Genomic DNA, 25,187 nt, shown 5'->3' with positions numbered 1-25,187 from the left:
GACGGGGCCAAAGCCTTAAGACGGACGCAACCCGCGTTCCAGCCAAAGGCGGCTGGCCATGGTCACCAGACCGTCGAGCAGCAAGGCCAGCAGCGCGGTGCATGCGGCGCCGAGCAGCAGTTGCGGCTGATTGTTCAGGGCGATGCCGGGGAAGATCAGGCTGCCCAGGCTGTTGGCGCCAATCAGGAACGCCAGGGGCGCGGTACCGACGTTGATCGCCAGGGCCACGCGTACACCACCGATGATGATCGGCACGGCGTTGGGCAATTCCACGCGAAACAGCACCTGGCGCGGCGTCATGCCGATGCCGACGGCGGCTTCTTTCAGGGAACCTTGAACGTTTTTCAGGCCTTCATAGGTGTTGCGCACGATGGGCAGCAACGAGGCGAGGAACAGCGCGAAGATCGCGGGGCCGCTGCCGATGCCAAGGACACCGAGGGCGATGGCCAGTACGGCCAGGGGAGGGACGGTATTGCCGATGTTGAAGATCTGCATGAAGCGTTCTGCGCGCCCGACCATGTTGGGTCGGCTCAGCAGGATACCGGCGGGAATCCCTACGATCAGGGCGGCCAGCATCGAAACAAGGACGAGGATCAAGTGAGCTTGCAGGTAAAACAACAAATCGTCGCGGTACAGTTCGATCGTGTTGATGCCGATCCAGTGGACCAGCAGGGCCAGGAGAGCGACGACAACCGCTCCTCCTATCAGCCCTTTGCCATAGCGAATAGCCACAGGCGGACTCCTTTTTTCTTTTGTCGGCGAACACATTTCCGAGCGGCAATGCCATTCCTGGCTGTCGGCGAATGTGGTCGCGAATAGCAGCTCGCCCCTACCGGCAACGCGGTATGCGGTCGAGCCATGAGCGCAGCCTCGTCAGGCTAACTTGCTGATTTTTCAGCCCCTGTTACGAGTGCGATAGCAGGGGAGTGGACGTCTCTACCTTTTAAAAGGTTCCATACTTGGCAGCAATTAGCCACCCCCAATGGGGTGAACGGTGGTCCGTCACCCCGGGTTTGCGCTATACTCGCCGCCCTTTTTTGACTCACCTGCCAGGCGATTTCCCATGACCCACCAGGCCGCCGAAGTCGCGAAACGCCGCACTTTCGCCATTATTTCCCACCCCGATGCCGGTAAAACCACCATCACCGAAAAGCTGTTGCTGATGGGCAAGGCGATCGCGGTGGCCGGCACGGTGAAATCCCGTAAATCCGACCGCCATGCCACCTCCGACTGGATGGAAATGGAAAAGCAGCGTGGTATTTCCATTACCACGTCGGTCATGCAGTTCCCGTATCGCGACCACATGATCAACCTGCTCGACACCCCGGGCCACGAAGACTTCTCCGAAGACACCTACCGCACCCTGACGGCGGTGGACTCGGCGCTGATGGTCCTCGACGGCGGTAAAGGCGTCGAGCCCCGCACCATCGCGCTGATGGACGTGTGCCGCCTGCGGGATACGCCGATTGTCAGCTTTATCAACAAACTCGACCGTGACATCCGCGACCCGATCGAACTGCTGGACGAAATCGAAGCCGTCCTGAAGATCAAGGCTGCGCCGATCACCTGGCCGATTGGTTGCTACCGCGACTTCAAGGGCGTGTACCACCTGGCCGACGACTACATCATTGTGTACACCGCTGGCCACGGCCACGAACGTACCGATGTGAAAATCATCGAGAAGCTCGACTCCGACGAAGCCCGCGCCCACCTGGGTGACGAGTACGACCGGTTTGTCGACCAGCTGGAACTGGTGCAGGGCGCCTGCCACGAGTTCAACCAGCAGGAATTCCTCGACGGCCAGCTGACGCCGGTGTTCTTCGGTACCGCCCTGGGCAACTTCGGTGTCGATCACGTGCTGGATGCCGTGGTCAATTGGGCCCCCAAGCCGCTGGCCCGGGTTGCCAACGAGCGTACCGTGGAGCCTGTGGAAGAGAAATTCGCCGGCTTCGTGTTCAAGATCCAGGCGAACATGGACCCCAAGCACCGCGACCGTATCGCCTTCATGCGTATCTGCTCCGGCAAATACGAAAAAGGCATGAAAATGCGCCACGTGCGTACCGGCAAGGACGTGCGCATCGGCGACGCCCTGACCTTCTTCTCCTCCGAGCGTGAGCAGCTTGAAGAAGCGTATGCCGGCGACATCATCGGCTTGCACAACCACGGCACCATCCAGATCGGTGACACCTTCACCGAAGGCGAAGTGCTGGGCTTCACCGGTATCCCGCACTTCGCCCCGGAACTGTTCCGCCGCGTACGCCTGCGTGACCCGCTGAAATCCAAGCAACTGCGCCAGGGTTTGCAGCAGTTGGCGGAAGAGGGCGCCACTCAGGTGTTCTTCCCGGAGCGCAGCAACGACATCATCCTCGGCGCCGTCGGTGTGCTGCAGTTCGATGTAGTGGCCAGTCGCCTGAAAGAGGAATACAAGGTGGAATGCTCCTATGAGCCGATCACCGTGTACTCCGCGCGCTGGATCGATTGCAGCGATAAGAAGAAGCTGGAAGAGTTCAAGATCAAGGCCGTGGAAAACCTGGCGATTGACGGCGGTGGTCACCTGACCTACCTGGCCCCGACCCGGGTCAACCTGGCGCTGATGGAAGAGCGCTGGCCGGATGTGAAATTCCGCGCGACCCGTGAGCATCACTAAGGGTTAGCGATATAAGAGAGGGCGAAGCTGTGATGGCTTCGCCTTTTTCTTTGGCTGCTATTCAGGTTGTTTCATTGGCGAAAACTTCAGTTCGGGACTAGTTTGAAGCAAAGCGACGGTGGACAGCTGTCGTACGCAGTTCAACTCCTGACTGGGCGGAATTCGACCATGAGTATCTTTCAACGTGTGGTGCTGTTGCTCAAAGTGCTGGTGATGATGTCATTGGGCATGTCTGCCGCGTGGGCCAATACGGCTGTGCAAAGCCATGGCACGGGGTTTGTGGCGGCGAAGACGGTGCAGGCGGGTGGCTTGCAGTTGGCCAAGAGTGAATCCGAGCCCGGTGACGAAAACCAGGGCGGTTCCAAGGACGATGACGATGCCGAGAACCCGGACAATGATGGCGAAGACAGCGACACTTACAACGATGGCGACAGCGATACGTAAGTAACGCAGGCAAAAGAAAGCCCCGCTTGCCGAACAGATGCGCTATCCGACAAGCAGGGCTGTAGAACACTGGAATGCTCTGGACTCACCCTCCAGAGCATTTTTTTTGCACGTCAGACCACAAATTGCTCCGCGTAGTGGCAAGCCACCTGGCGGTTGTCGAGTGGTCGCAGCACCGGTTCATCGGTACTGCACAGCTGGGTCGCGTACGGGCAGCGCTTGTGGAAGGCGCAGCCAGACGGCGGGTTCAACGGGTTGGGCAACTCGCCGACGATTTTGATCTTCGGTTTGTTCGGGTCCGGATGAATGGTCGGGGTCGCCGACAGCAACGCCTGGGTGTACGGGTGCAGCGGGCGCGCATAGATGTCTTCCTTCGGGCCCACTTCCACCGGGCGGCCGAGGTACATCACCATCACGTCATCGGCGACGTGCTGCACCACCGCCAGGTTGTGGGAGATGAACACGTAGGCGGTGTTGAATTCCTGCTGCAAATCCATGAACAGGTTCAGCACCTGGGCCTGGATCGATACGTCCAGCGCCGAGGTCGGTTCATCCGCCACCAGCACCTTGGGTTGCAGCATCATCGCCCGCGCCAGTGCGATCCGCTGGCGCTGGCCGCCGGAGAACATGTGCGGGTAGCGCTGATAATGCTCAGGGCGCAGGCCCACTTGCTTCATCATCGCCTGGACCTTTTCCCGGCGCTCGGCGGCAGACAGGTTGGTGTTGATCAGCAGCGGCTCGCCCAGTTGGTCGCCGACCTTCTGGCGCGGGTTCAGCGAGGCGTAAGGGCTCTGGAACACCATCTGCACGTCTTTGCGCAGTTGCTTGCGCTGGGCCTTGTCGGCACCGGCGACTTCTTGCCCGGCGATTTTCAGCGAACCGGAAGACGGCTCTTCAATCAAGGTCAGGGCGCGGGCCAGGGTGGATTTGCCGCAACCGGACTCGCCTACGACCGCGAGGGTCTTGCCGGCTTCCAGTTCGAACGACACACCGTTGAGTGCGCGCACCAGGGCATGGCCCTTGAACAGGCCACGGGACACTTCGTAGTGACGGGTCAGGTCGCGGGCGGTAAGTACGACGGCCATTACGCCACCTCCTGATTCAGCGGGTAGAAGCAGCGGGCAAGGCTGTTGCTTTTCGGGTCAAGGCCCGGGCGTTGGGCGCGGCAGGACTCCTGCACATACGGGCACCGCGGCGACAGCAGGCAACCCTGCGGGCGGTCATAACGGCCGGGAACGATACCCGGCAGCGTGGCCAGGCGCGTGGCGCCCAGGCTGTGCTCGGGGATCGCCTTGAGCAGCGCCTCGCTGTACGGGTGCGCCGGGATGTCGAACAACTGCGGCACCTGGCCGACTTCCACGGCCTGGCCGGCATACATCACGCACACGCGCTGGGCGGTTTCGGCCACTACCGCGAGGTCGTGGGTGATCAGCACCAGGCCCATGTTCTGCTCTTTCTGCAAGGCCAGCAGCAGGTCCATGATCTGGGCCTGGATGGTCACGTCGAGGGCGGTGGTCGGTTCATCGGCGATCAGCAGTTTCGGCTCGCCGGCAATCGCCATGGCGATGGCCACACGTTGGCTCATACCACCGGACAGCTGGTGCGGGTAGGCATCCATACGGCTGGCTGCGCCCGGGATTTCCACCTTTTCGAGCAGTTCGATGGCACGCTTGCGCGCTTGCTTGCCGGACATTTTCAAATGCAGGCGCAGCACTTCTTCGATCTGGAAACCCACGGTGTAGCTGGGGTTCAGGGCGGTCATCGGGTCCTGGAACACCATCGCCAGGTCTTTGCCGACGATCTGCCGACGCTGGCGGTTGCTCAGCTTGAGCATGTCCTTGCCGTCGAAGTTCAGGGCGTCGGCGGTGACGATACCGGGGTGCTCGATCAGGCCCATCAGCGCCATCATGGTCACGGATTTACCCGAACCCGACTCGCCAACGATCGCCAGTACTTCACCTTTGTCGACGGAGATGTCGAGGCCATCGACCACCGGCACGGCGGTCTTGTCGCCGAAGCGGACATTGAGATTCTTGATTTCTAGCAGTGACATGGGAATCTCCTCAGGCGGCGTTCTTGAGTTTCGGGTCCAGCGCATCGCGCAGGCCGTCGCCCATCAGGTTGATTGCCAGCACGCTGAGCAAAATGGTCAAGCCAGGCAGGCTCACGACCCACCAGGCGCGTTCGATATAGTCGCGGGCCGAGGCCAGCATGGTGCCCCACTCAGGGGTTGGCGGTTGTACGCCAAGGCCCAGGAAGCCCAGGGCAGCAGCATCGAGAATTGCCGAGGAGAAACTCAGGGTGGCCTGAACGATCAGCGGCGCCATGCAGTTCGGCAGCACGGTGACGAACATCAGGCGTGGCAGGCCGGCGCCGGCGAGGCGGGCGGCAGTCACGTAGTCACGGTTCAGTTCGCCCATCACCGCAGCGCGGGTCAGACGGACATAGGACGGCAGCGATACGATCGCGATGGCGATCACGGTGTTGATCAGGCCAGGGCCGAGGATCGCGACAATCGCCACAGCCAGCAGCAGCGATGGCAGGGCCAGCATGATGTCCATCAGACGCATGATGGTTGGGCCAAGCAGGCGCGGGAAGAAACCGGCGAACAGGCCCAGCAGGATTCCCGGGATTAGCGACATCACCACCGACGACAAGCCGATCAACAGCGACAGGCGCGAACCCTGGATCAGGCGCGACAGCAGGTCACGGCCCAGTTCATCGGTGCCCAGCAGGAACTGGATCTGCCCACCTTCCAGCCAGGCCGGAGGGGTCAGCAGGAAGTCACGGTATTGCTCGCTCGGGTTGTGCGGGGCCACCCAAGGGGCGAACAGCGCGCAAAACACCACCAGCAACATGAACAGCAGGCCGGCAACCGCGCCTTTGTTCTTGGAGAAGGCTTGCCAGAATTCTTTGTACGGGGACGGGTACAGCAGGCTTTGATCGACTGCTACCGCGGGAGTAGGTGTGGTCATGGTCATGATCTCAGCGCTGGTGACGGATGCGTGGGTTGGCGAAGCCGTAGAGGATATCCACCACGAAGTTCACCAGAATCACCAGGCAGGCGATTAACAGGATGCCGTTTTGCACCACGGGATAATCCCGTGCGCCAATGGCTTCGATCAGCCATTTGCCGATGCCGGGCCACGAGAAGATGGTTTCGGTCAGGACCGCACCGGCCAGCAATGTGCCGACTTGCAGGCCGACCACGGTGAGTACCGGGATCAAGGCGTTACGCAGGCCGTGGACGAACACCACGCGTGCCGGCGACAGGCCCTTGGCCTTGGCGGTGCGGATGTAGTCTTCGCGCAGTACTTCGAGCATCGACGAACGGGTCATCCGCGCGATAACGGCCAGCGGGATGGTGCCGAGCACGATGGCCGGCAGGATCAGGTGGTGCAACGCGTCCCAGAATGCGTCTGGCTCGTCGGCCAGCAGGGTGTCGATCAGCATGAAGCCGGTGCGCGGCTCGATGTCGTAGAGCAGGTCGATCCGTCCGGAGACTGGCGTCCAGCCCAGGCTGACGGAAAAGAACATGATCAGGATCAGGCCCCACCAGAAGATCGGCATCGAATATCCCGCCAGGGAGATGCCCATCACCCCATGGTCGAACAGGGATCCTCGCTTCAAGGCCGCGATCACCCCGGCTAACAGCCCCAGGATGCCGGCGAACAACAGGGCGGCCATGGACAGTTCCAGGGTCGCAGGGAAAAGGGCGGTGAATTCAGTCCACACGCTGGTACGGGTGCGCAGGGATTCGCCGAGGTCGCCGTGGGCGAGCTTGCCGACATAATCCAGGTATTGCGCGTAGAGCGGTTTATTCAGACCAAGGCGTTCCATTGCCTGAGCGTGCATCTCGGGGTCGACTCGTCGTTCGCCCATCATGACTTCGACGGGGTCGCCAGGGATCATGCGAATCAACGCGAAGGTCAGCAAGGTGATGCCGAAAAACGTGGGGATCAATAACCCCAATCGGCGGGCAATAAAACTAAACATCTTGTTGTGTACCTCAATCAGCCGGTTAGGCAGGTTCGGCACCGTCAATGTCGACGGTGCCGAGCGTCTCTTATCTACTTCACCTGGGTGGTGGCGAAGTTATTTGTGGTCAGAGGGCTTTGGGTATAACCCTCGACGTTTTTACGCATGGCGGTGAACATTTTCGGGTAAGCCATGGGAATCCATGGTTGGTCCTTGTCGAAAACGTCCATTGCTTGTTCATAGAGTGCAGCGCGCTGGGTGGGTTCAGCGATGGCGCGCGCCTTGTCGATCAAGTCTTGAAACTCCTTGTTACACCAGCGGGCGTAGTTTTCGCCGTTTTTCGCTGCATCGCAACTCAAGTTCGGGGTGAGGAAGTTATCCGGGTCCCCGTTATCCCCCGCCCAGCCGGCGGAGACCATGTCATGTTCGCCATTCTTGGCGCGCTTGAGCATTTCGCCCCATTCCATGACCTTGATGTTCACTTTCAGGCCGATCTGCGCCAGATCCGCCTGCATGCGCTGGGCGCCGAGCATTGGGTTGGGGTTGGTCGGGCCGCCGCCGTTGCGGGTAAACAGGGTGAACTCGGTGCCTTCCGGTACGCCGGCTTCCTTGAGCAGGGCGCGGGCCTTGTCGAGGTCGCGGGGCGGGTTTTTCAGCTTGTCGCTGAAACCCAGCAGGGTTGGCGGGTACGGGCCGGTGGCGTCGACCGCGTTGCCTTTGCCGTACAGGGATTCGTTGTAGCCCTTCTTGTCGAACGCGATGTTGATCGCGTGACGCACCCGCGCGTCGCTCATGTACTTGTGGGTGGTGTTCATGGCGGTGTAGGCGGTGGTCATCGCCGCCAGTTCCGCCACCTTCAGGTTCGGGTCGGCCTTCATGCTCGGCACGTCATCCGGTTTCGGATACAGCGCGATCTGGCATTCGTTGGCCTTGAGCTTTTGCAGGCGCACGTTGTTGTCGGTGGTGATGGCCAGGATCAGCGGGTCAGCCGGCGGCTTGCCACGGAAGTAGTCCGGGTTGGCCTTGAAGCGCACTTGGGCGTCTTTGGCGTAGCGGGTGAAGATGAACGGGCCGGTGCCGATGGGCTTGGCGTTCAGGTCGTCGGTCTTGCCGGACTTGAGCAATTGGTCGGCGTATTCGGCGGAGTGAATCGAGGAAAACGCCATGGCCAGGTCGGCCAGGAACGGTGCTTCAGGGCGGGTCAGGGTGAAGACCACGGTGTGGTCATCGGTCTTCTCTACGCTCTTGAGCAGTTCCTTGAAGCCCATGCTTTCAAAGTATGGGTAGCCCACGTTGGACTTTTTGTGCCACGGGTGATTCGGGTCCAGCTGGCGCTGGAAGCTCCAAAGCACGTCGTCGGCGTTCATGTTGCGCGTGGGTTTGAAGTAGTCGGTGGTGTGGAACTTGATGTCGTCACGCAGGTGAAAGGTGTAGGTCAGGCCATCGGCGCTGATCTCGGGCAGGTCTTTGGCCAGTGCCGGGATCACTTCGGTGGTGCCGGGCTTGAAGTCCACCAGGCGGTTGAAGATGGTTTCGGCCGCGGCGTCGGCGGTGACAGCCGTGGTGTACAGGACCGGATCGAAGCCTTCCGGGCTGGCTTCGGTGCAGACGACCAACGGTTTGGCCGAGATGCCGACAGCAACGCTCAACAGCGCAGCGGCAATGGCGGCTTGTAACGGGAGCATTTTCATCTAAGAGCCCTCTGCAATCGATTGGACCAGACAAGCGTAGGCGGCGGGCTCGTCCTGAGCCCGCCGCCGACCTGGCGCTGATTAAAGAATGTTGAACGGGATGGTGGTCACCAGGCGGAACTCACGCAGGTTGCCGTCAGCCTGGTTGGCGCTGGCACGGTGAGTCACGTAGGTACCACGAATGGTGGTGGCCTTGAGTGCGCCGCTCTGGATCGCGTAAGCCGCGCCTACAGCTTCTCGCCGTCCTGGGCCTGAATGCCGTTGTAGGCAAAGCCAGCGCGGCCGCCGTCGCCGGTGTAGTGAGTACCGTCGATACCCCAGCCACGTGCCGAGTAGACGTTGAACTTCAGGCCCGGCACGCCGTATTCGGCCATGTTGATGCCGTAGGCGATCTGGAAGGACTTCTCGTTCGGACCGTTGAAGTCGGACGTCAGGGAGTTGGCCAGGTAGATGCCGTTGGTTTCGTGCAGGTAGTCGAAGTACTCGTCGCCGTTCACGGCCTGGTAGGAGAAGGTCAGGCTGTGAGCCTGGTGGGTCAGGCCGAACGACAGCGAGTAGGTGTCGTTGTCGATCTTGCCCATCAACTTTTTGCCTTCGTCGACGGTCTTGTAGTAGTTCAGGCCCGTGGTCAGGGACAGGGTCTGGCTGTCACCCAGCTCGTGGGTAGCACCGAAGTAGTACTGGTTCCAGAAGTCTTCCACGTTAGCGGCGAACAGGCTGGTCTTCAGGCTCTTGAACGGCTGGTAGTTGACGCCCAGGGTGTTGACCTTGTCGGTTTCCTGGCGACCATTGCCGTATTCGGTACGGAATTTCGACAGGCTCTGCTCGGTCCGTGGCGAAACGCGGTCGAACACGCCGCCCTGGAAGGACAGGTTGCTGAACTCTTCGCTGTTGAAGCTCACACCTTCGAAGCTCGAAGGCAGCGCACGGTTACCGATGGTGTCGATGATGCCGCTGCTGAAGTTCTGGCGACCGGCGGTCAAGGTGGTGTTCGAGACACGGAACTTGACGTTGGCCAGGCCCAGTTTGCTCCACTGGTCTACAGCGTCGCCGTCGGAGTCGGCCAGGGTACGGTTGGAGCCGCCCTTGATGTCGCGCTTGCTGCGGTCCAGGACCAGAGCGTTGTAGACCGCCACTTCAGTGCTCACGCCAACGGTGCCTTGGGTGAAACCCGAGGTAGCGTTGAGGATGGTGCCTTGCACCCAGTTGGTACGGTAGTTGTCAGTACGGGCTTCGCCGTGCTTCTGGTAAGTGAACTTGCTGCCACGGAAGCGTTGTTCGTTGGAGAACCAGTTGCGGGTTGTACCGCCCAGGCTTGCGCCGTCGATAAAGCCTTTGGCCTCGCTTTGGGCGCTGGTGCCGGCCAGTGTGGTTGGAACGAAGTCCTGGCTTGCAGGATCAGCGTAGGCGTTAGCCGTGATGCTGCTGATGGCCAGGGCCAGTAGCGCGGTGCTGCTCAGTTTCATGGGTGAAGCTCCTTTGGTTCTCTTTTTAATGCCGGTCTTTTTAGGTGAACCGGCTATTGGGTGTGTAACTCGTTCAAGCCTTTGCAAACGTTTGCCCATGGGTAAAACCCGAAATAAGGCTGCACGTTTGCAGCAAGGCGAATGCTCGCCCTGCGCAATCCGGTTATCTTTTTATGGGTTGATGCTGACGCCCGAGAACACGTTGCGGCCGAAGGGGCTCACTTTGAAACCTTCGACTTTGGCGCTTAACGGCTGGTTGACCGTCGAGTGGGCGACTGGCGTGATCGGCACCTGCTGCTTGAGCAGTTGCTGCGCCTGTTTGTATAGAACAGTCCTTTGTTCGCGGTCGGTGACGACCTTGGCTTGCTTGATCAGCTTGTCGTACGCCGGGTCACACCACATGGAGTAGTTGTTCCCGCCGATGGCGTCGCAGCTGTAGAGGGTGCCCAGCCAGTTGTCCGGGTCACCGTTGTCGCCGGTCCAGCCGATCAGGCTGATGTCATGCTCGCCATTCTTGGTGCGCTTGATGTACTCGCCCCATTCATAGCTGACGATCTTGACCTTGAGGCCAATCTTTGCCCAATCGCTTTGCAGCATTTCGGCCATCAGCTTGGCGTTGGGGTTGTACGGCCGTTGTACCGGCATCGCCCACAGGGTGATCTCGGTGCCTTCCTTCACGCCGGCAGCCTTGAGCAATTCCTTGGCTTTTTCCGGGTTGTAGGCGGCGTCCTTGATGGTGTCGTCGTAAGACCACTGGGTCGGCGGCATGGCGTTGACCGCCAGTTGCCCCGCGCCCTGGTACACGGCGTTGAGGATGCTCTGCTTGTTCACCGCCATGTCCAGGGCCTGGCGCACTTCGAGCTGGTCGAAGGGCTTGTGCCGCACGTTATAGGCGATGTAGCCCAGGTTGAAACCCGGCTTGGTCAGCAGTTGCAGGTTCGGGTCGGCCTTCAGGGCTTCGACGTCGGCCGGGCGCGGGTGCAGGGTGATCTGGCATTCGCCGGCCTTGAGCTTTTGTACCCGTACCGAGGCGTCGGTGTTGATCGCAAAGATCAGCTGGTCGAGCTTCACGCGGCTCGGGTCCCAGTACTGTTTGTTGCCGGTGTAGCGAATCTGCGAGTCTTTCTGGTAGCGCTGGAACACGAACGGCCCGGTGCCGATCGGCTTCTGGTTGATGTCGCTGGGCTTGCCGACCTTGAGCAAATGGTCGGCGTATTCGGCCGACAGGATCGAGGCGAAGCTCATGGCGATGTTCTGGATAAACGCGGCGTCGACCGTGTTCAGGGTCATCACCACGGTGTGCGGGTCGGTTTTCTCGACCTTGGCGATATTCTTGTTCAGGCTCATTCCGTTGAAGTACGGAAACTCGGTGGGGTAGGCCTTGCGGAACGGGTGTTCGGGGTCAAGCATGCGATTGAAGGTGAACAGCACGTCGTCGGCGTTGAAGTCGCGCGTCGGCTTGAAGTCCTTGTTGCCGTGGAATTTCACCCCTTCACGCAGGTGGAAGGTATAGGTCAGGCCGTCTTCGGAAATATCCCAACGGGTTGCCAGGCCCGGTACGACATTGGTCGCGCCTTTTTCAAACTCGGCCAAGCGGTTGTAGATAGGCTCGGCGGCGTCGTTATCGGTGGCCGTCGTGTATTGCGCGGTGTCGAAGCCCGCCGGGCTGCCTTCGGAGCAAAACACCAGGCTCTTTTTCTCGGCAGCCTGGCCCATCGAGGCCACAGCCAGCAGGCTGGTGCCAAATATCGCGGATAGAACGGTGGTATGGCGCATAACAATCCCGATCCTTGTTTGTTGTTTTCGTCAGTGAGCAATCGCAAGGTCATTCACGACCTTGCGACAACACTGATCCCACAACGGCAGTTGCCCTACAGAGACGATGCGTCTGCCGTACCACGACGTTATGGGTCGGGAGCCAGGCAGTAAATGCAACGAATCTGACAGACCTTGTAGGTAACGGAGCCGCGATTCGCAGTTAGCTGCCGTAGGACGGCAGCGTGTGCGGAGGTGGTCTGTTTCCTACGGTCTTGGCGGATGCAATAACGGCGACGTTATGAAACGTCGCCGCCAGAGATCCTTACTTGCCGCTTACGCTCACGCCGTAGAAGGAGTTCAAGCCAAATGGGCTGATCTTGAAGTCCTGCACGTTGTTGCGCATGGGTTGATACACCGTCGAGTGCGCGATAGGTGTCATCGGGACTGCATCTTTGAGGATATGTTGCGCCTGCTTGTACAGCTCGGTGCGTTTGGCTACGTCGGAAGTCGCCTTGGCTTCTTTCACGATGCCGTCGAATTTCTTGTCGCACCACTTGGAGAAGTTGTTGCCGGCCAGGGAATCGCAGCCGAACAGCACGTTCAGCCAGTTGTCCGGGTCACCATTGTCGCCGCTCCAGCCAATGATCATGGCTTGGTTCTCGCCGCCTTTGGAACGCTTGATGTACTCGCCCCACTCATAGCTGACGATGTTCACTTTCAGGCCGATCTGTTTCCAGTCGTTCTGCAGCATCTCGGCCATCAGCTTGGCGTTCGGGTTGTACGGACGCTGGACCGGCATCGCCCACAGGGTGATCTCGGTGCCTTCCTTGACGCCGGCTTCCTTGAGCAAAGCCTTGGCTTTGGTCACATCAAACGGCGCATCCTTGATGGTGGTGTCATAGGACCACTGGGTTGGCGGCATGGCGTTGACAGCCAGTTGGCCTGCGCCCTGGTACACCGAGTCGATGATCTGCTGCTTGTTCACCGACATGTCCAGGGCCTCACGCACGCGCAGGTCGGACAGCGGGTTAGGCGCGGTCTGGCCCTTGAGGACCGGCATTACGTTGTAGGCGATGTAGCCCAGGTTGAAACCGGCCTGGTGCGGCAGTTTCAGGTCCTTGTCTTCACCCAGCGCCTTGAGGTCGGCCGGACGTGGGAACAGGGTCACCTGGCATTCGTTTTTCTTCAGCTTCTGGATACGCACCGACGGGTCGGTAGTGATGGCGAAGATCAGGTTGTCGATCTTCACGTCTTCAGGTTTCCAGTAATCCTTGTTGCCGGTGTAACGGATGTTGGAGTCTTTCTGGTAGCTCTTGAACACGAACGGACCAGTGCCGATTGGCTTCTGGTTGATGTCCTGTGCCTTGCCTTCCTTCAACAGCTGGGCGGCGTATTCAGCCGACTGGATGGAGGCGAAGCTCATTGCCAGGTTCTGGATGAAGGCGGCGTCCACGGTGCCAAGGGTGAACTTGACGGTGTGGTCATCGACTTTCTCGATGTTCTTGATGTTGGTGTCCATACCCATGTCCGTGAAGTACGGGAACTCGGTCGGGTAGGCTTTACGGAACGGATCGTCTTTATTGATCATCCGGTTGAAGGTGAACAGTACGTCGTCAGCCGTGAATTCACGAGTTGGCTTGAAGTACGGGGTGGTGTGGAACTTGACGCCTTCACGCAGGTGGAAGGTGTACGTCAGGCCATCCGGGGAAACGTCCCAGGTCGTGGCGAGCCCAGGAACAACAGCGGTGCCGCCGCGCTCGAACTGGGTCAGACGGTTGAACATGGTTTCGGCCGAAGCATCGAAGTCTGTTCCGGTGGTGTACTGGCCTGGATCAAAACCGGCCGGGCTCCCTTCGGAGCAGAACACCAGGTTGCTCGCCGCTTGGGCGAAAGGTGCAGCAGCCATTAAACCGGCGCTGACTAATAACGGAATGACTGCGTGTTTAAGCATGTTGGCCTCATGATTTGTTGTCATTTTTGGTAGTGAGGGCGACCTCGTGAGTCGACCTGCGGATACTTATGCAGGGCCCATACCCAATGCAAGATGTTGAGAGCCTACAACGGCTAAACAGTGGTACGAACGTACACGAATGTCGCATATGTGTAAGTTCAGACACATTTACGCACTTTTGAGGGTTTTTTTCGGTGCGAGGGCTGCACCAGGAATGCCCAACCGAGGCGTCTGGCGCACTCGGTTGGGGCGCGGCTGTTACTTATTCAGACTGACGCCGTAGAAGGGAGTGAGTCCAAAAGGACTGATCTTGAAGTCCTGCACTTCCTTTCGCAGGGGCTGGAAAACCGTCGAGTTTGCGATAGGCGTTATAGGTACTTGTTCCTTAAGGATTTTTTGTGCCTGTTGATACCACTTGATGCGCTGCTCGCGGTCGCTGCTGACCTTGGCCTGCTGTACCAGTTTGTCGTAGGCCGGGTTACACCATTTTGCATAGTTGCTGCCCTTCACCGCGGCACAACTGTAGAGCACGCCGAGCCAGTTATCCGGGTCGCCGTTGTCGCCGGTCCAGCCGTAGATCATCACGTCGTGCTCGCCGGCTTTGGCGCGTTTGATGTACTCGCCCCACTCATAGCTGACGATATTGGCCTTGATGCCAATCTTTTCCCAATCCTGCTGGATCATCTGCGCCGACATCCGGGCATTGGGATTCGACGCGCGTTGTACGGTCATCGCCCACAGGTTGAGGGTGGTACCTGGTGCAACCCCTGCTTCTTTTAGTAGCGCCCGCGCCTTGGCCGGATCGTAGGGCGCGTCCTTGATTGTCGGGTCATAAGACCACTGGGCCGGAGGCAGGGCGTTCTGCGCCAATTGTCCGGCGCTCTGGTACACCGCCTTGATAATTGCCGGCTTGTCGATGGCCATGTCCAGCGCCTGGCGCACCTTGAGCTGGTCCAGGGGCGGGTGGGTCACGTTGTAGGCGAGAAAGCCCAGGTTGAAGCCGGCTTGCTGAAGAACCCGCAGGTTGGGGTCTTGCTTCATCACTTCGATGTCGGAAGGGCGCGGGTAACCGCTGACCTGGCACTCGCCGGCCTTGAGCTTTTGCAGGCGCACGGCGGCGTCCGGGGTGATCGAGAACACCAGGTTGTCGAGCTTCACATCTTCGGGCTTCCAATACTGTTTATTGGCGCTGTAGCGAATCTGCGAATCCTTCTGGTAACGCTTGAACACAAATGGCCCGGTGCCCACCGGCTTCTGATTGATGTCCGCGGCCTTGCCTTCCTTGAGCAACTGCGCGGCATATTCGGCGGACTGCACCGAGGCGAAGCTCATGGCCAGGTTCTGCACGAAGGAGGCGTCAACGTTGTTCAGGTTGAAGCGCACGGTGTGCTCGTCGAGTTTTTCGACGCTCTTGATCGTGGTGTTCAAGCCCATGTCGGTGAAGTAGGGCGACTCCGATGGATAGGCCTTGCGGAACGGGGTCTCGGGATCCAGCAGGCGCTGGAAGGTGAAGAGCACGTCGTCGGCGTTGAAATCACGGGTCGGGGTGAAATAGTCGGTGGTGTGGAACTTGACGCCATCGCGCAGGTGGAAGGTATACATCAGGCCGTCTTTGGACACGTCCCAATTGGTTGCCAGGCCGGGTTCGACTTCAGTGCCGCCACGCTTGAACTGGGTCAGGCGGTTGAACACGGTTTCGGCGGAGGCATCGAAATCGGTGCCGCTGGTGTACTGGCTGGGGTCGAAGCCGGCAGGGCTGGCTTCGGAGCAGTAGACCAGGGTGCCGGCTGCCTGGGCCATGGGCATGAATGCCAGCAGGCCGGCAGCAAGGAGCAGCGGTTTTAAGGTGATTCTTTCCATGGAGACCCCTGAAGTGGCAGGCAAATAGTGCCCGAACGAAAACGGCAGTCACCGAGGTTACCGCCGTTCTTGTCACTCAGGTAGAGATAAGCATGCGAGGCCCCAGTGTCTCCGGGATTCGGCTATTCCAGGTCGCTACGATTTAGCCGGAAAGTGTTCGGGTTTATAAGTGAACGCCCACCACTTGAGCGGATTCCAGTACGGGTTGCTCTTTGACGGCTTGAATTTCTTGATCCGCGCCATTTCTTCGCTGACATACTGTTCAGCCTCAGCTCTTACTGCGGTACGGACGTTATCGGTGATCTGAATATTTTGTGCGGATAAGTTCTCCAGGTAGATTTTTTCTACCTTGTCAATGGCAGCTTTTATCTCTTCAGGGGCCAGGTTGGCACTCAAGGTGCCGCTATAACCTTTGACAGGGCGGCCAATCAACTTTTGGAATTGAGCGGCAAACGAAGCATCCCCACCGGTTGCGGAATCACATGACAGCAGGCGCACGTTGTCGAACTCTTCCGGATGGATCCCTTTGCTGTGAAGCGTATCCAGCAATTCTTCCGGACTATTGAGCTTTCCATCATAAGAAACTTTTGCGACCCCGGTAGTCTCATCGACTTTACCGTGTACCAGTATGTTCAATCGCTGGGCCGAACCTTGTTTGTTCACATCCACGAACGTGTAAAGTTTATCGTTGATAGTGTTCAGGCTATCTATTTCTCCACTGAGAATACTGGTTTTTTCAGCAGTAGAAAAAAGGGCCTCGCCGACCGGCAGATTTTTAACCGTTTTCAGGGGCGGCAGTTCGACGCCGTCTACGTTGATAGATGCCGGGGGGACCTCTGGTCCACTCGACTCAATTTCATTTAACGACGGGTCCGGATGACTATCGCCGGATACTTTCGAAACGCGTGTCAGCTCAAATTCGCTCTTCTGCGAATTATAGTTCCAGCGGTAGTCTTCAGTAACGGTGGAGTTGAACGTGATCGGAGTTTCACCCAGGCTCGCCTCGACCAAACCGGGTGCAACTTCGTGTGCCAGCATCAGGCTTGAGATGACGGCCGCAGCAGTTCCCCCTGTGCGCTCGCCTGCGGTCTTGCCATAGAGGCTGTCATGCACGCCAAACACGATATTGCCTATATTGCCAACAATGGGCAGATTACCAAAGGTTTTGCCCCAGGTGTCTTTCACCGACTTCCAGGCTTGCTGCGAGGCACCAAACACATCCGTCTGGTCGGCCCACACCGCATTGTTGGCGTTCTGCTCCTGATAGTGGGGGGCGATACCTTTGTTCAGATCGCCAAATTGCAGCCCATAACCTGCTTTTCGCGATTCGGTGTAGTTGAATAGCTCTCGTACCGGCACGGATTTATCTTTGTACCAGTGTTCGTACCCCGGATATCGCGACCGATTATCCTGGATGAGGCTGTCGAGCACCGCCCCGGCCGGTGGCCAGTGGGCATTGTGTCGCCCTTGCATATCACCGGTATTGAAACGGCGCATCAATTCATCACGATTGTCTTTGGCCCAGTTCGCAAATTCGTCATCGCCTTTTATCTCGCGGACAGCGCCGTTCTTCAAGTCGATCATGACTCCCTGATTGGGGCGATTGGCGGTATTGCCATCGTAAGGCGTGTAGGGGATAAAGGCATACCCGCTCATGGGGTAGCCGTAAATATTGGGGATAATCACTTGCCCATTCTTGTCCAGCGTGCGATTCACCGCTTCCTGGCCGGCAGGGCTTAACCTTGCGAAATTTTCCGTGTCACTACGAAGGCTCAGCAACGTGCCCCGTGTTACATAGGCGTCTGCTTTTCCCGATCGCTCTGCTATTGTTCCGGAGCCCTCGCGCATCGGCGCGGCTATGTCTTTCTCCCAGCGAGCTTGAAGTTGTCGGCCGAACGCTTCCAAATCATTGATTTTTGTCCGGTCTTTTTTTTCTATTTCCATTTCAGGAAAATTTAAAACCCCACCACGTGCGGGTCTGTCGTGCGCTAGAGCACCCGCTGCAATTTCCCATGCGAAATAAGTGTGTGTCTGGGTATCAGAGAGATTTTGTGCTGTGCCCATACCGACATAGGTATTGAACGTTACCGTGAACTTTTCATGCGGGTCGAACCCGGCTGCCAATAAACCCCCACTGAAGTATCCTGCGGGGTCCATGAACAGGCGCACGTTCTGGAACTTGACGTTTCGTTCGCCTTCAGTGCCACTTTCTATATTTTCGATCTGCGTCTTTACACGATTGGCATAGGCATCGATATGAGCCTCTCGCTCATTGTAGATATACCCATCGCCTGGCGCGTGAACAAAGTCGGGTCCGTAAATGGTTGCCTTGTAGATATCAGACTCGTTCCTGGCGGCAGTGCCAACGTTGTCCGTTTCATAAATATCGGTACTCTTCAATGGCGTTGGCGGTATCCGTTCCAGCGCCTCGGTACGTTGTTCTTGAGTCGTACCGGGTAGCGGTGTTTTTGGGTAATGGACAATGTTAAGTTGAACTGAGCTTGTCATTTCAGATTACCTGGCTGGATGTTGATTGCACGCATCTGCGCCGCCATAAACTGTGGATGAGGAGTACGGTGATCTACGCCATGAGTGGTGCAGCGTCCAGGCGTGTTCCGCTCGTTGAGGGTGAGGATGTAGTTGTCCATTGCACGGGTTATAAGTTGAAAAGATTTATCACCAACGCACTTCAATGTGTCCGGACCAGCAGACGCCCGGCGATTAAGCATTTTCTGAAGCTGGTAACCGGTTATTACCGCTGAAACTTCTTGAATTAAGTGCCAGGCAAAAAAAATGCTGCCCGAAGGCAGCGGCATTGCAGTCCTGCTCCCTGAAATGGCAGGTAAACGCTACGCGAACGAGAACGGCGGTCACCACGGTTGCCGCCGTTCGGGTTACCCAGGTTGAGATAAGCGCCTGCGTCGCGGCGATCGCCTTAAAACACCTGTGCGCCGCCATAAACGGTGGACTGTATCCACCGCGGGTCCATAGGATCGCTCCAGACGTGCCGAGGCGGCGTACCACCATCTCCGATCAGGATTTGCCGGCCCTCGTCGCTCCATTCCTGCATGCGTTGTGCGAATTGGCCGTGGTACTCGTTGGCCGGACAAGTGATACCGGCCCATGGGTCCACTATCCACGCATCAGCCCATTCGGGCTCGGCAAATCCAGCGGTCAAGAGGTTAGGCTGACTTGCGGGGCCGCCGACCACGCTGAAGGTGTGTCCCTGCACTTGTGCAATGCGGGCAAAGCCGCCACTGGCGTTAACGGTATCGGTGGCGACCCTGGCCATCTGGTCGCAATTGCCGGCCCCCGTTTTCAGGATGACCTCCGAGTAGTTGGGCGCGCCGGTTCGAGTGTATAGCCAGGTCACTATTTCATTGGCCACGTCGCTGCGCAGACTGTTACCGGCATCGGCCAGGGTTTTCTGGTTGGCCGACCGTATACCGGTTGTCTGGAACTGTTCCTCCACCGTTCTCTTGCCCCAACGGGCGTAGGCCTTGTTTTGCTCGTTGACCGTGAGCTGCCCGAAATAGTGAGGCTTTTGAAGGGGCTCAAGTTGTATGGTCTTGGCGGCCACCTCTACCTTCTTGTCCCAGGCATAGACTGCCAGTAGAACTTCACGTTTCTTTTCATCGGACAGTCCGGCCAGGACTCGGTCCAGTTGGGTGGCTTGATCGGGTGTGAAGTTGTATTCAAGGCTCAGTTTTTTTGCCAGTGAGTCCAGGGAGGGCAGTATCACCAGATCGTTATTGTGGGTTTTTCCGGAAATGTCACGATAGAGGTCCTTGTACTCGTCATGCAGCCTGATGATGTCCCGGCTGGCCGGATCGGTGTTTGCGGCGATGCGTTGAAAGTTGAGCGCAGGGTTCGAACCGTCGTATTCGGCCACGTAGTAAATGCCGGTATCGCCCTCGACCACCACATAATCTATTCCTGCGTAGGGTATTTTTATGCCCCTCAGGACGCGCTGGTCATCACTGAGATCACTGATCTGGTCCAGCTTTACAACCACGGTTTCCTGGTTGAGCGCCCGTGGTTGACCGATATCTTCATAGCCGAAGTCCGGCTCATTGAGCACCACCCCGCTGGTTTGGTTGCGGTAGGTAACCGGCGTGTGCCCGGGCACCGACATCAGCTCCTGGCTGGATGTGTCGCTCACTCTATACAGCCTGTGCTCATGCACCACGGTCCGCGCGCCTTCCTGCGTTGGGGCGCCCGGCAAGAGACGCCGATGCTCAAGTGCCTGGGCGTCTTGAGCGACCGATGTATCGGCGTCCTCGATCATTTTTGTGTAGCACAAGCTGTCAATGTTGCGCTTTACGCGGCGCCCAACCGGCGCACAAACGGCTTCAAAATCCTCCAGCGGCTCGGCATGCTCGGTAGGCCCCATCTTGGTCAAGGCGTCCGGTTGTGCGGGGTCGTAGCGGTAAACGTCATCCCCGACCACTACATCGGTATGGGTTGCACGCTTGATCAGGAAGGTCTGGTCTGCGGACAGGCCCTCAGGTACCAGCACGCTTGCCCCTGCAGCTCCCGGCTCGACTTCGCGCGTGAGGGCGATGCGGGTGGAGGACTCAAGGGCTTTCGAGGCCCTCTCTGTCCCTTTCTCCACCAGTGAAGTTGCGCCCGAAGCCACCGTCGGCAGCGCATTGAGCACTCCGAACACGATATGGTCGGCCCCGCCTTTCTTGCCGTGCTTGACGTCATCGATGCCGATACCGGCCTCCGCTACGCCGGAGGCGACGTAGAACACCTCGAGGGCCACGGCGACTTCGGGCATCACCAGTGCCAGCGGCGTCATCAGCATCGCGACCTTGGTGGCGGTTTCCAGGCCTTTGAGGATGTTGGCTTTGGTCACGTCGCTGTCGGTGACGATTTGGGTCTCGGCATCCTTGTACGAGCGATCTTTCTGGCGGGCAGTAATGGCCTCGAATGGGTCCTGGGCGAGGGGTTCGGTGGTGATGAAAGTCTGCGGGTTGAATTCATTCAGGCGCTCCAACACATCGGCATCCGGCGCGTCTTTGCGGTGCCAGCCACCCAGCCCGGTCAGTGTCTGGTTCACGCCGTCGGAGAACGTCCGGTCGGCCTGGTCACGCAGCGTGAAATGGGTTGAAAGGGCTTCGCGCTTGGTGGGGTCGGCAGCTTGCTCAGCCAGCCAGTTTTTCATCTGGGCCTGGCTGTCAAAGCGATGAATAGGCGACGAGTTGCCGGGAATATACAAAAGCGTGGGGCTGATGATCTTGCCGTCATCGGTGACCTTGGGGTTTTTGTCGGTGATGTACAGCAGGTCCGAAGATTGAAAACCGTTGATGCTGAGCAGACCCATTTCCAGGCCTGGGTCCTGGGCGGCAGAGGCTTTCAGGTCCTCGACGCGGAGGTTCGACCAGTCTTTATCGGTGGTCAAGTTCGCTGCGCGTAGCGCCAGTTCCTTGTCGCTTGGGCTCAGGCTGCCGGTCTTTTCCTGGAGCAGGATGGCGGCAACGAAGGAGGCCTTGGTCAATGCCGTGTATTTGCTTTCGTGGCTGGGCCAGAACGTATCCAGGAATGTTTTATACGGCGCGGCGCGTTCGGTGTTCCACACCAATTCCCTGAATTGCTCCGGGGTCTTTTTGATCCGCATCGACTCGTTGTATTGCTGGCGCTGGCCGGGCGGGGAGGCGCGGTATATAAACTCATAGGTCTGCTGGGCATTGACGGCAGAGTCAATGGCAAGCCCCGCCTGGCCCAGCGGCGAAAACGTCAGTAGCCGTTCCAGCCAGGTATGCAGGGTCGTGCGTGTTTTTTCCTCGGGCGTCTGGTGTTCATCGGTGTTGTTTTTTTTCTGCACATCTTGCAGGGCCGCCTGGGTCAAGGTTATCCGGTTCAGTACCTTTGCATTGCGAGGAGGCCTTCCCCGTGTCGGGTCGTAGTTGAAGGTAGTAATAAACGTGTTGTCCGGATCAACGTCCTCGCCCCACTTTTTCTTGATTTCGGCCTTGATAAGGTTGGCGGTGCTTTCCAGGGGCGTCTCGAACCCTGTCGTTGCACTGCGAATGTAGTTTTCGACTGTCTTGTTGTATGGCAATCCCGGGATCAACACGTCGTGAGTGTGACGGCGGGGTCGTGATGCGGGAGTGTCGGTGGCCCGATCGGCTGCCTTTACGGGCTGCCCTGGCGAATATGTCTGCCGTGAAGTATCCGTACCTTGGCGGGGTTTTCCCTGTTCTTCGGCAATACCTGCCGAGGAGGGGGTATCAAGGAAGAAGCCGTTGTTTGCCGCGATGGAACCTATGGTGGTCATATGACAAATCCTGATGTGCATGGTGTGCAGGAATGATGTGATGTCCGCCATAGGTGGTTCAGCGTGTAGGCGTGTTCCGTTCTTTGATGGGGAAGATGTAGTTCGCCATTACGCGGGTTATAAGCTGAAAAGATTTATCGCCGGTGCGCTTCAAGGTGTGTGGACCAGAACACTCTCAGCCATTGAGTATTTTCTTAAGCTGATATCCGGTTATTACCGCTGATACTTCTTGAATGAAGTGCGCAGGCAAAAAAAACGCTGCCCGTGGGCAGCGTCATTGCAACTGGGGTACCGCTCGATCAAGGCATCTGGACTTCGATCACGCCATCTGCGGTCATGTTGACCTGGCTGGTGCCGGCTTCGACTTCCGGCGTCGGTGCCGAATCCATCGCTGCGGCTTTCATCATCATCCCGCCACGTGCATACGGCTGTGGATAACCGTTGGTGTTGAAGTTCAGGTTGACGATCTTGTAGCCCTTGCCGCCCAGCGCATCGGTGGCCAGTTGGGCACGGGCCTTGAATGCGGTGACCGCTTCTTTAAGCAGGGCATCTTCGCTGGCCTTGCGGGTCGGGTTGGCGATGGCGAAGTCCATGCTGTCCATTTTCAGGTTGGTCAGCATGTCGCCGGTGAGCTTGGACAGGGCGGCGAAGTCGGCACTTTCCATGCGCAGCTCAGCGCGTTCACGCCAGCCGGTGATTTTCTGGTTCTTGTCGTCGTAGATCGGGTAGCTGTTGCGGCTACCCTGGCGCAGGGTCACGCCTTTGACTTCGCGGGCCTGGGCCAGCGCCTTGTTCATGGTGGTGGTGATTTCGGCGGCAAGCTTGGCCGGGTCGGTGTTCTGCGACTCGGTGTACAGGGTGACGATCATCTGGTCGCGCGCCACTTCCTGGCTGACTTCGGCACGCAGGGAAATCTGGTTGTAATGCAGTTCGTCAGCAGCCATGGCCGGCAGGCTGGCGAGGGTAGCGGCGCCGAGGGTGAGGGTGGCTGCACTGCGAATGAAACGAGACATGTAAGCTCCTTGAGATGTTCGTGTTCGGTAAGACTGTAGACGCAAGGTTTCAGTTCTTCGGGTTTACACATTCGCTACAAGTTGGCGGATGCCGACGAACGGTCATGATCCTGACCCCTGCGTCAAAGAGCCACACACGCCGTGCCAGCGCTGTCGCTTCGTTTATACTCCGTGCGATCCGCCTGCAGCGCTCATCGGGAGAGCTCATGCTCGCCGCCGTAAAACTGACTTCCGCCACCCGCCAGAACCTTTGGCGCCTGACGTTCATCCGCACCCTGGTGCTGGCCGCACAGGCCGGTTCGGTGGGGCTCGCCTATTGGTTCAAGCTGCTGCCGCTGCCCTGGTTGCAGTTGGCCGTGACCCTCGGCTTCTCCACGGTGCTGTGTGTATTTACCGTGATCCGGCTGCGCACCACGTGGCCTGTGACCGAGCTGGAATACGCCCTGCAACTGGCCTGCGACCTGTTTATCCACAGCGTGTTGCTGTACTTCTCCGGCGGCTCCACCAACCCGTTCGTGTCCTATTACCTGGTGCCACTGACCATCGCGGCGGTGACCTTGCCGTGGCGTTATTCGGTGGTGCTGTCGGGTATTGCCCTGACCCTGTACACCCTGCTGCTGGCACAGTTCTACCCGTTGCAGACCTTCCCCATCGCCCGGGAAAACCTGCAGATCTACGGCATGTGGCTGAGCTTTGCCCTGTCGGCGGCGGTCATCACCTTTTTTGCCGCACGAATGGCGGAAGAGCTGCGCCGCCAGGAAGAGCTGCGCGCCATTCGCCGTGAAGAAGGCCTGCGGGACCAGCAGTTGCTGGCCGTCGCCACCCAGGCCGCCGGCGCGGCCCACGAATTGGGGACGCCGCTGGCGACCATGAGCGTACTGCTCAAGGAAATGACCCAGGACCATCACGACCCGGCCCTGCAAGACGACCTGAGCGTGCTGCAGGAACAGGTCAAGCAGTGCAAGCTGACCTTGCAGCAGCTGGTGCGCGCCGCCGAGGCCAATCGCCGCCTGGCGGTGGAGATGCAAGACGTCACCCAGTGGCTGGACGAAGCCCTGAACCGCTGGCACCTGATGCGTCCCGAAGCCAGTTACCGGTTCCACCTGCTGGGCCAGGGCACGGTGCCGCGCATGGCACCGCCGCCGGACCTGACCCAGGCGCTGCTGAACCTGCTGAACAACGCCGCCGATGCCTGCCCGGAAGGGTTGGAAGTGACCCTGGACTGGGATACGGAAGACTTCACCATCAGCATTCGCGACCACGGCGCCGGTGTGCCGCTGGCGATTGCCGAGCAGATCGGCAAGCCCTTCTTTACCACCAAGGGCAAAGGCTTCGGCCTGGGCCTGTTTTTGAGCAAGGCCAGCGTGACCCGCGCGGGCGGCTCAGTGAAACTCTATAGTCATGAGGAAGGCGGCACGCTCACCGAGCTGCGCCTGCCCCGTGTCGCACGAGGAGACATCGATGAGTGACGAGATCCAAGTCGAAGGCGAAGAACTGCCGCACCTGCTGCTGGTAGATGACGACGCCACCTTTACCCGCGTGATGGCCCGCGCCATGAGCCGTCGTGGCTTTCGCGTCAGCACCGCAGGTTCCGCCGAGGAAGGCCTGGCCATCGCCACGGCCGACCTGCCGGAATACGCGGCCCTGGACCTGAAAATGGACGGCGACTCCGGCCTGGTGCTGCTGCCCAAGCTGCTGGAGCTGGACCCGGAAATGCGCGTGGTGATCCTCACCGGCTATTCCAGCATTGCCACCGCCGTCGAGGCGATCAAGCGTGGCGCCTGCAACTACCTGTGCAAGCCGGCAGACGCCGACGACGTGCTGGCCGCCTTGCTCTCCGAGCACGCCGACCTCGACACCCTGGTGCCGGAAAACCCGATGTCGGTGGACCGCCTGCAGTGGGAACACATCCAGCGGGTGTTGACCGAGCACGAAGGCAACATCTCCGCCACGGCCCGCGCCCTGGGCATGCATCGTCGAACGTTGCAGCGCAAGTTGCAGAAACGCCCGGTTCGACGTTGAACGGCGACTGAACAATCTGCTTCAGGCCGCACGGAGCCCTGAACCGATCGTTTATGATCGGTTCAAACGCCTGT

17 protein-coding genes and 1 pseudogene are annotated in these 25,187 nt (G+C 58.9%); 4 read left to right on the top strand and 14 right to left on the bottom strand.

Going from position 1 to position 25,187, the window contains the following annotated elements:
- Positions 1-15: 15 nt before the first annotated feature.
- Positions 16-768 carry an ABC transporter permease gene (locus tag AC3WKX_RS08310; protein WP_233092015.1) on the bottom strand — a complete coding sequence of 251 codons (753 nt, stop codon included), beginning with the start codon at positions 766-768 and terminating at the stop codon, positions 16-18.
- Positions 769-1,063: 295 nt separating this feature from the next.
- On the opposite strand from AC3WKX_RS08310, the gene AC3WKX_RS08305 reads away from it, so the two are divergent.
- On the top strand, positions 1,064-2,647 hold the full coding sequence (locus AC3WKX_RS08305) for a peptide chain release factor 3 (protein WP_003215978.1): 1,584 nt from the start codon (positions 1,064-1,066) through the stop codon (positions 2,645-2,647).
- Positions 2,648-2,815: 168 nt separating this feature from the next.
- Positions 2,816-3,091, top strand: coding sequence for a hypothetical protein (locus AC3WKX_RS08300; RefSeq protein ID WP_003215984.1), 276 nt, complete (start codon positions 2,816-2,818; stop codon positions 3,089-3,091).
- A gap of 113 nt (positions 3,092-3,204) precedes the next feature.
- Here the strand turns inward: AC3WKX_RS08300 and AC3WKX_RS08295 are convergent, their stop codons facing one another.
- From AC3WKX_RS08295 to AC3WKX_RS08235, 13 genes and pseudogenes are all read right to left on the bottom strand, one after another.
- Complete coding sequence (locus AC3WKX_RS08295) at positions 3,205-4,176, bottom strand: peptide ABC transporter ATP-binding protein (protein ID WP_003215987.1); 972 nt, start codon at positions 4,174-4,176, stop codon at positions 3,205-3,207.
- Positions 4,176-5,144, bottom strand: a complete 969-nt coding sequence (locus AC3WKX_RS08290) for an ABC transporter ATP-binding protein (RefSeq protein ID WP_008437263.1) — start codon at positions 5,142-5,144, stop codon at positions 4,176-4,178. The genes AC3WKX_RS08295 and AC3WKX_RS08290 overlap by 1 nt, the downstream gene beginning before the upstream one ends.
- Positions 5,145-5,154: 10 nt before the next feature.
- Positions 5,155-6,066, bottom strand: a complete 912-nt coding sequence (locus AC3WKX_RS08285; protein WP_003215991.1) for an ABC transporter permease subunit — start codon at positions 6,064-6,066, stop codon at positions 5,155-5,157.
- A gap of 10 nt (positions 6,067-6,076) precedes the next feature.
- Positions 6,077-7,087: an ABC transporter permease subunit gene (locus AC3WKX_RS08280; protein WP_003215992.1), complete on the bottom strand. Its 1,011-nt coding sequence runs from the start codon at positions 7,085-7,087 to the stop codon at positions 6,077-6,079.
- A gap of 74 nt (positions 7,088-7,161) precedes the next feature.
- Entirely contained in the window at positions 7,162-8,760 is a 1,599-nt protein-coding gene (locus AC3WKX_RS08275; protein ID WP_003215993.1) for an ABC transporter substrate-binding protein, read from the bottom strand.
- Positions 8,761-8,841: 81 nt separating this feature from the next.
- Positions 8,842-10,226: pseudogene (locus tag AC3WKX_RS08270) on the bottom strand (OprD family porin).
- A gap of 171 nt (positions 10,227-10,397) precedes the next feature.
- Positions 10,398-11,942, bottom strand: coding sequence for an ABC transporter substrate-binding protein (locus tag AC3WKX_RS08265; RefSeq protein ID WP_371135981.1), 1,545 nt, complete (start codon positions 11,940-11,942; stop codon positions 10,398-10,400).
- A 364-nt stretch (positions 11,943-12,306) separates the two neighbouring features.
- Positions 12,307-13,935: an ABC transporter substrate-binding protein gene (locus AC3WKX_RS08260; protein ID WP_003216000.1), complete on the bottom strand. Its 1,629-nt coding sequence runs from the start codon at positions 13,933-13,935 to the stop codon at positions 12,307-12,309.
- A 258-nt stretch (positions 13,936-14,193) separates the two neighbouring features.
- Positions 14,194-15,795, bottom strand: a complete 1,602-nt coding sequence (locus AC3WKX_RS08255) for an ABC transporter substrate-binding protein (protein WP_008437261.1) — start codon at positions 15,793-15,795, stop codon at positions 14,194-14,196.
- 135 nt (positions 15,796-15,930) lie between these two features.
- The gene (locus tag AC3WKX_RS08250) at positions 15,931-18,303 is read right to left on the bottom strand and encodes a hypothetical protein (protein WP_219736665.1); all 2,373 of its coding nucleotides are present in this window, start codon (positions 18,301-18,303) and stop codon (positions 15,931-15,933) included.
- Entirely contained in the window at positions 18,300-18,611 is a 312-nt protein-coding gene (locus AC3WKX_RS08245) for a hypothetical protein (RefSeq protein ID WP_134327322.1), read from the bottom strand. Before AC3WKX_RS08245 ends, AC3WKX_RS08250 begins: the two co-directional genes overlap by 4 nt.
- A gap of 119 nt (positions 18,612-18,730) precedes the next feature.
- The gene (locus AC3WKX_RS08240) at positions 18,731-22,078 is read right to left on the bottom strand and encodes a dermonecrotic toxin domain-containing protein (RefSeq protein WP_173883015.1); all 3,348 of its coding nucleotides are present in this window, start codon (positions 22,076-22,078) and stop codon (positions 18,731-18,733) included.
- A gap of 299 nt (positions 22,079-22,377) precedes the next feature.
- A complete protein-coding gene (locus AC3WKX_RS08235; protein ID WP_102604565.1) occupies positions 22,378-23,091 on the bottom strand; it encodes an SIMPL domain-containing protein in 714 nt (237 codons plus the stop codon).
- A 206-nt stretch (positions 23,092-23,297) separates the two neighbouring features.
- On the opposite strand from AC3WKX_RS08235, the gene AC3WKX_RS08230 reads away from it, so the two are divergent.
- Both AC3WKX_RS08230 and AC3WKX_RS08225 read left to right on the top strand, forming a co-directional pair.
- Positions 23,298-24,560: an ATP-binding protein gene (locus AC3WKX_RS08230; protein WP_008437257.1), complete on the top strand. Its 1,263-nt coding sequence runs from the start codon at positions 23,298-23,300 to the stop codon at positions 24,558-24,560.
- Positions 24,553-25,113 carry a response regulator transcription factor gene (locus AC3WKX_RS08225; protein ID WP_003216016.1) on the top strand — a complete coding sequence of 187 codons (561 nt, stop codon included), beginning with the start codon at positions 24,553-24,555 and terminating at the stop codon, positions 25,111-25,113. The genes AC3WKX_RS08230 and AC3WKX_RS08225 overlap by 8 nt, the downstream gene beginning before the upstream one ends.
- The last annotated feature ends 74 nt before the right edge of the window (positions 25,114-25,187 follow it).

It is taken from the genome of Pseudomonas sp. GP01-A4, assembly GCF_058780865.1.
The sequence above is the reverse complement of the archived record's forward strand: the minus strand, read 5'-3'. Positions and strand labels throughout refer to the sequence as shown.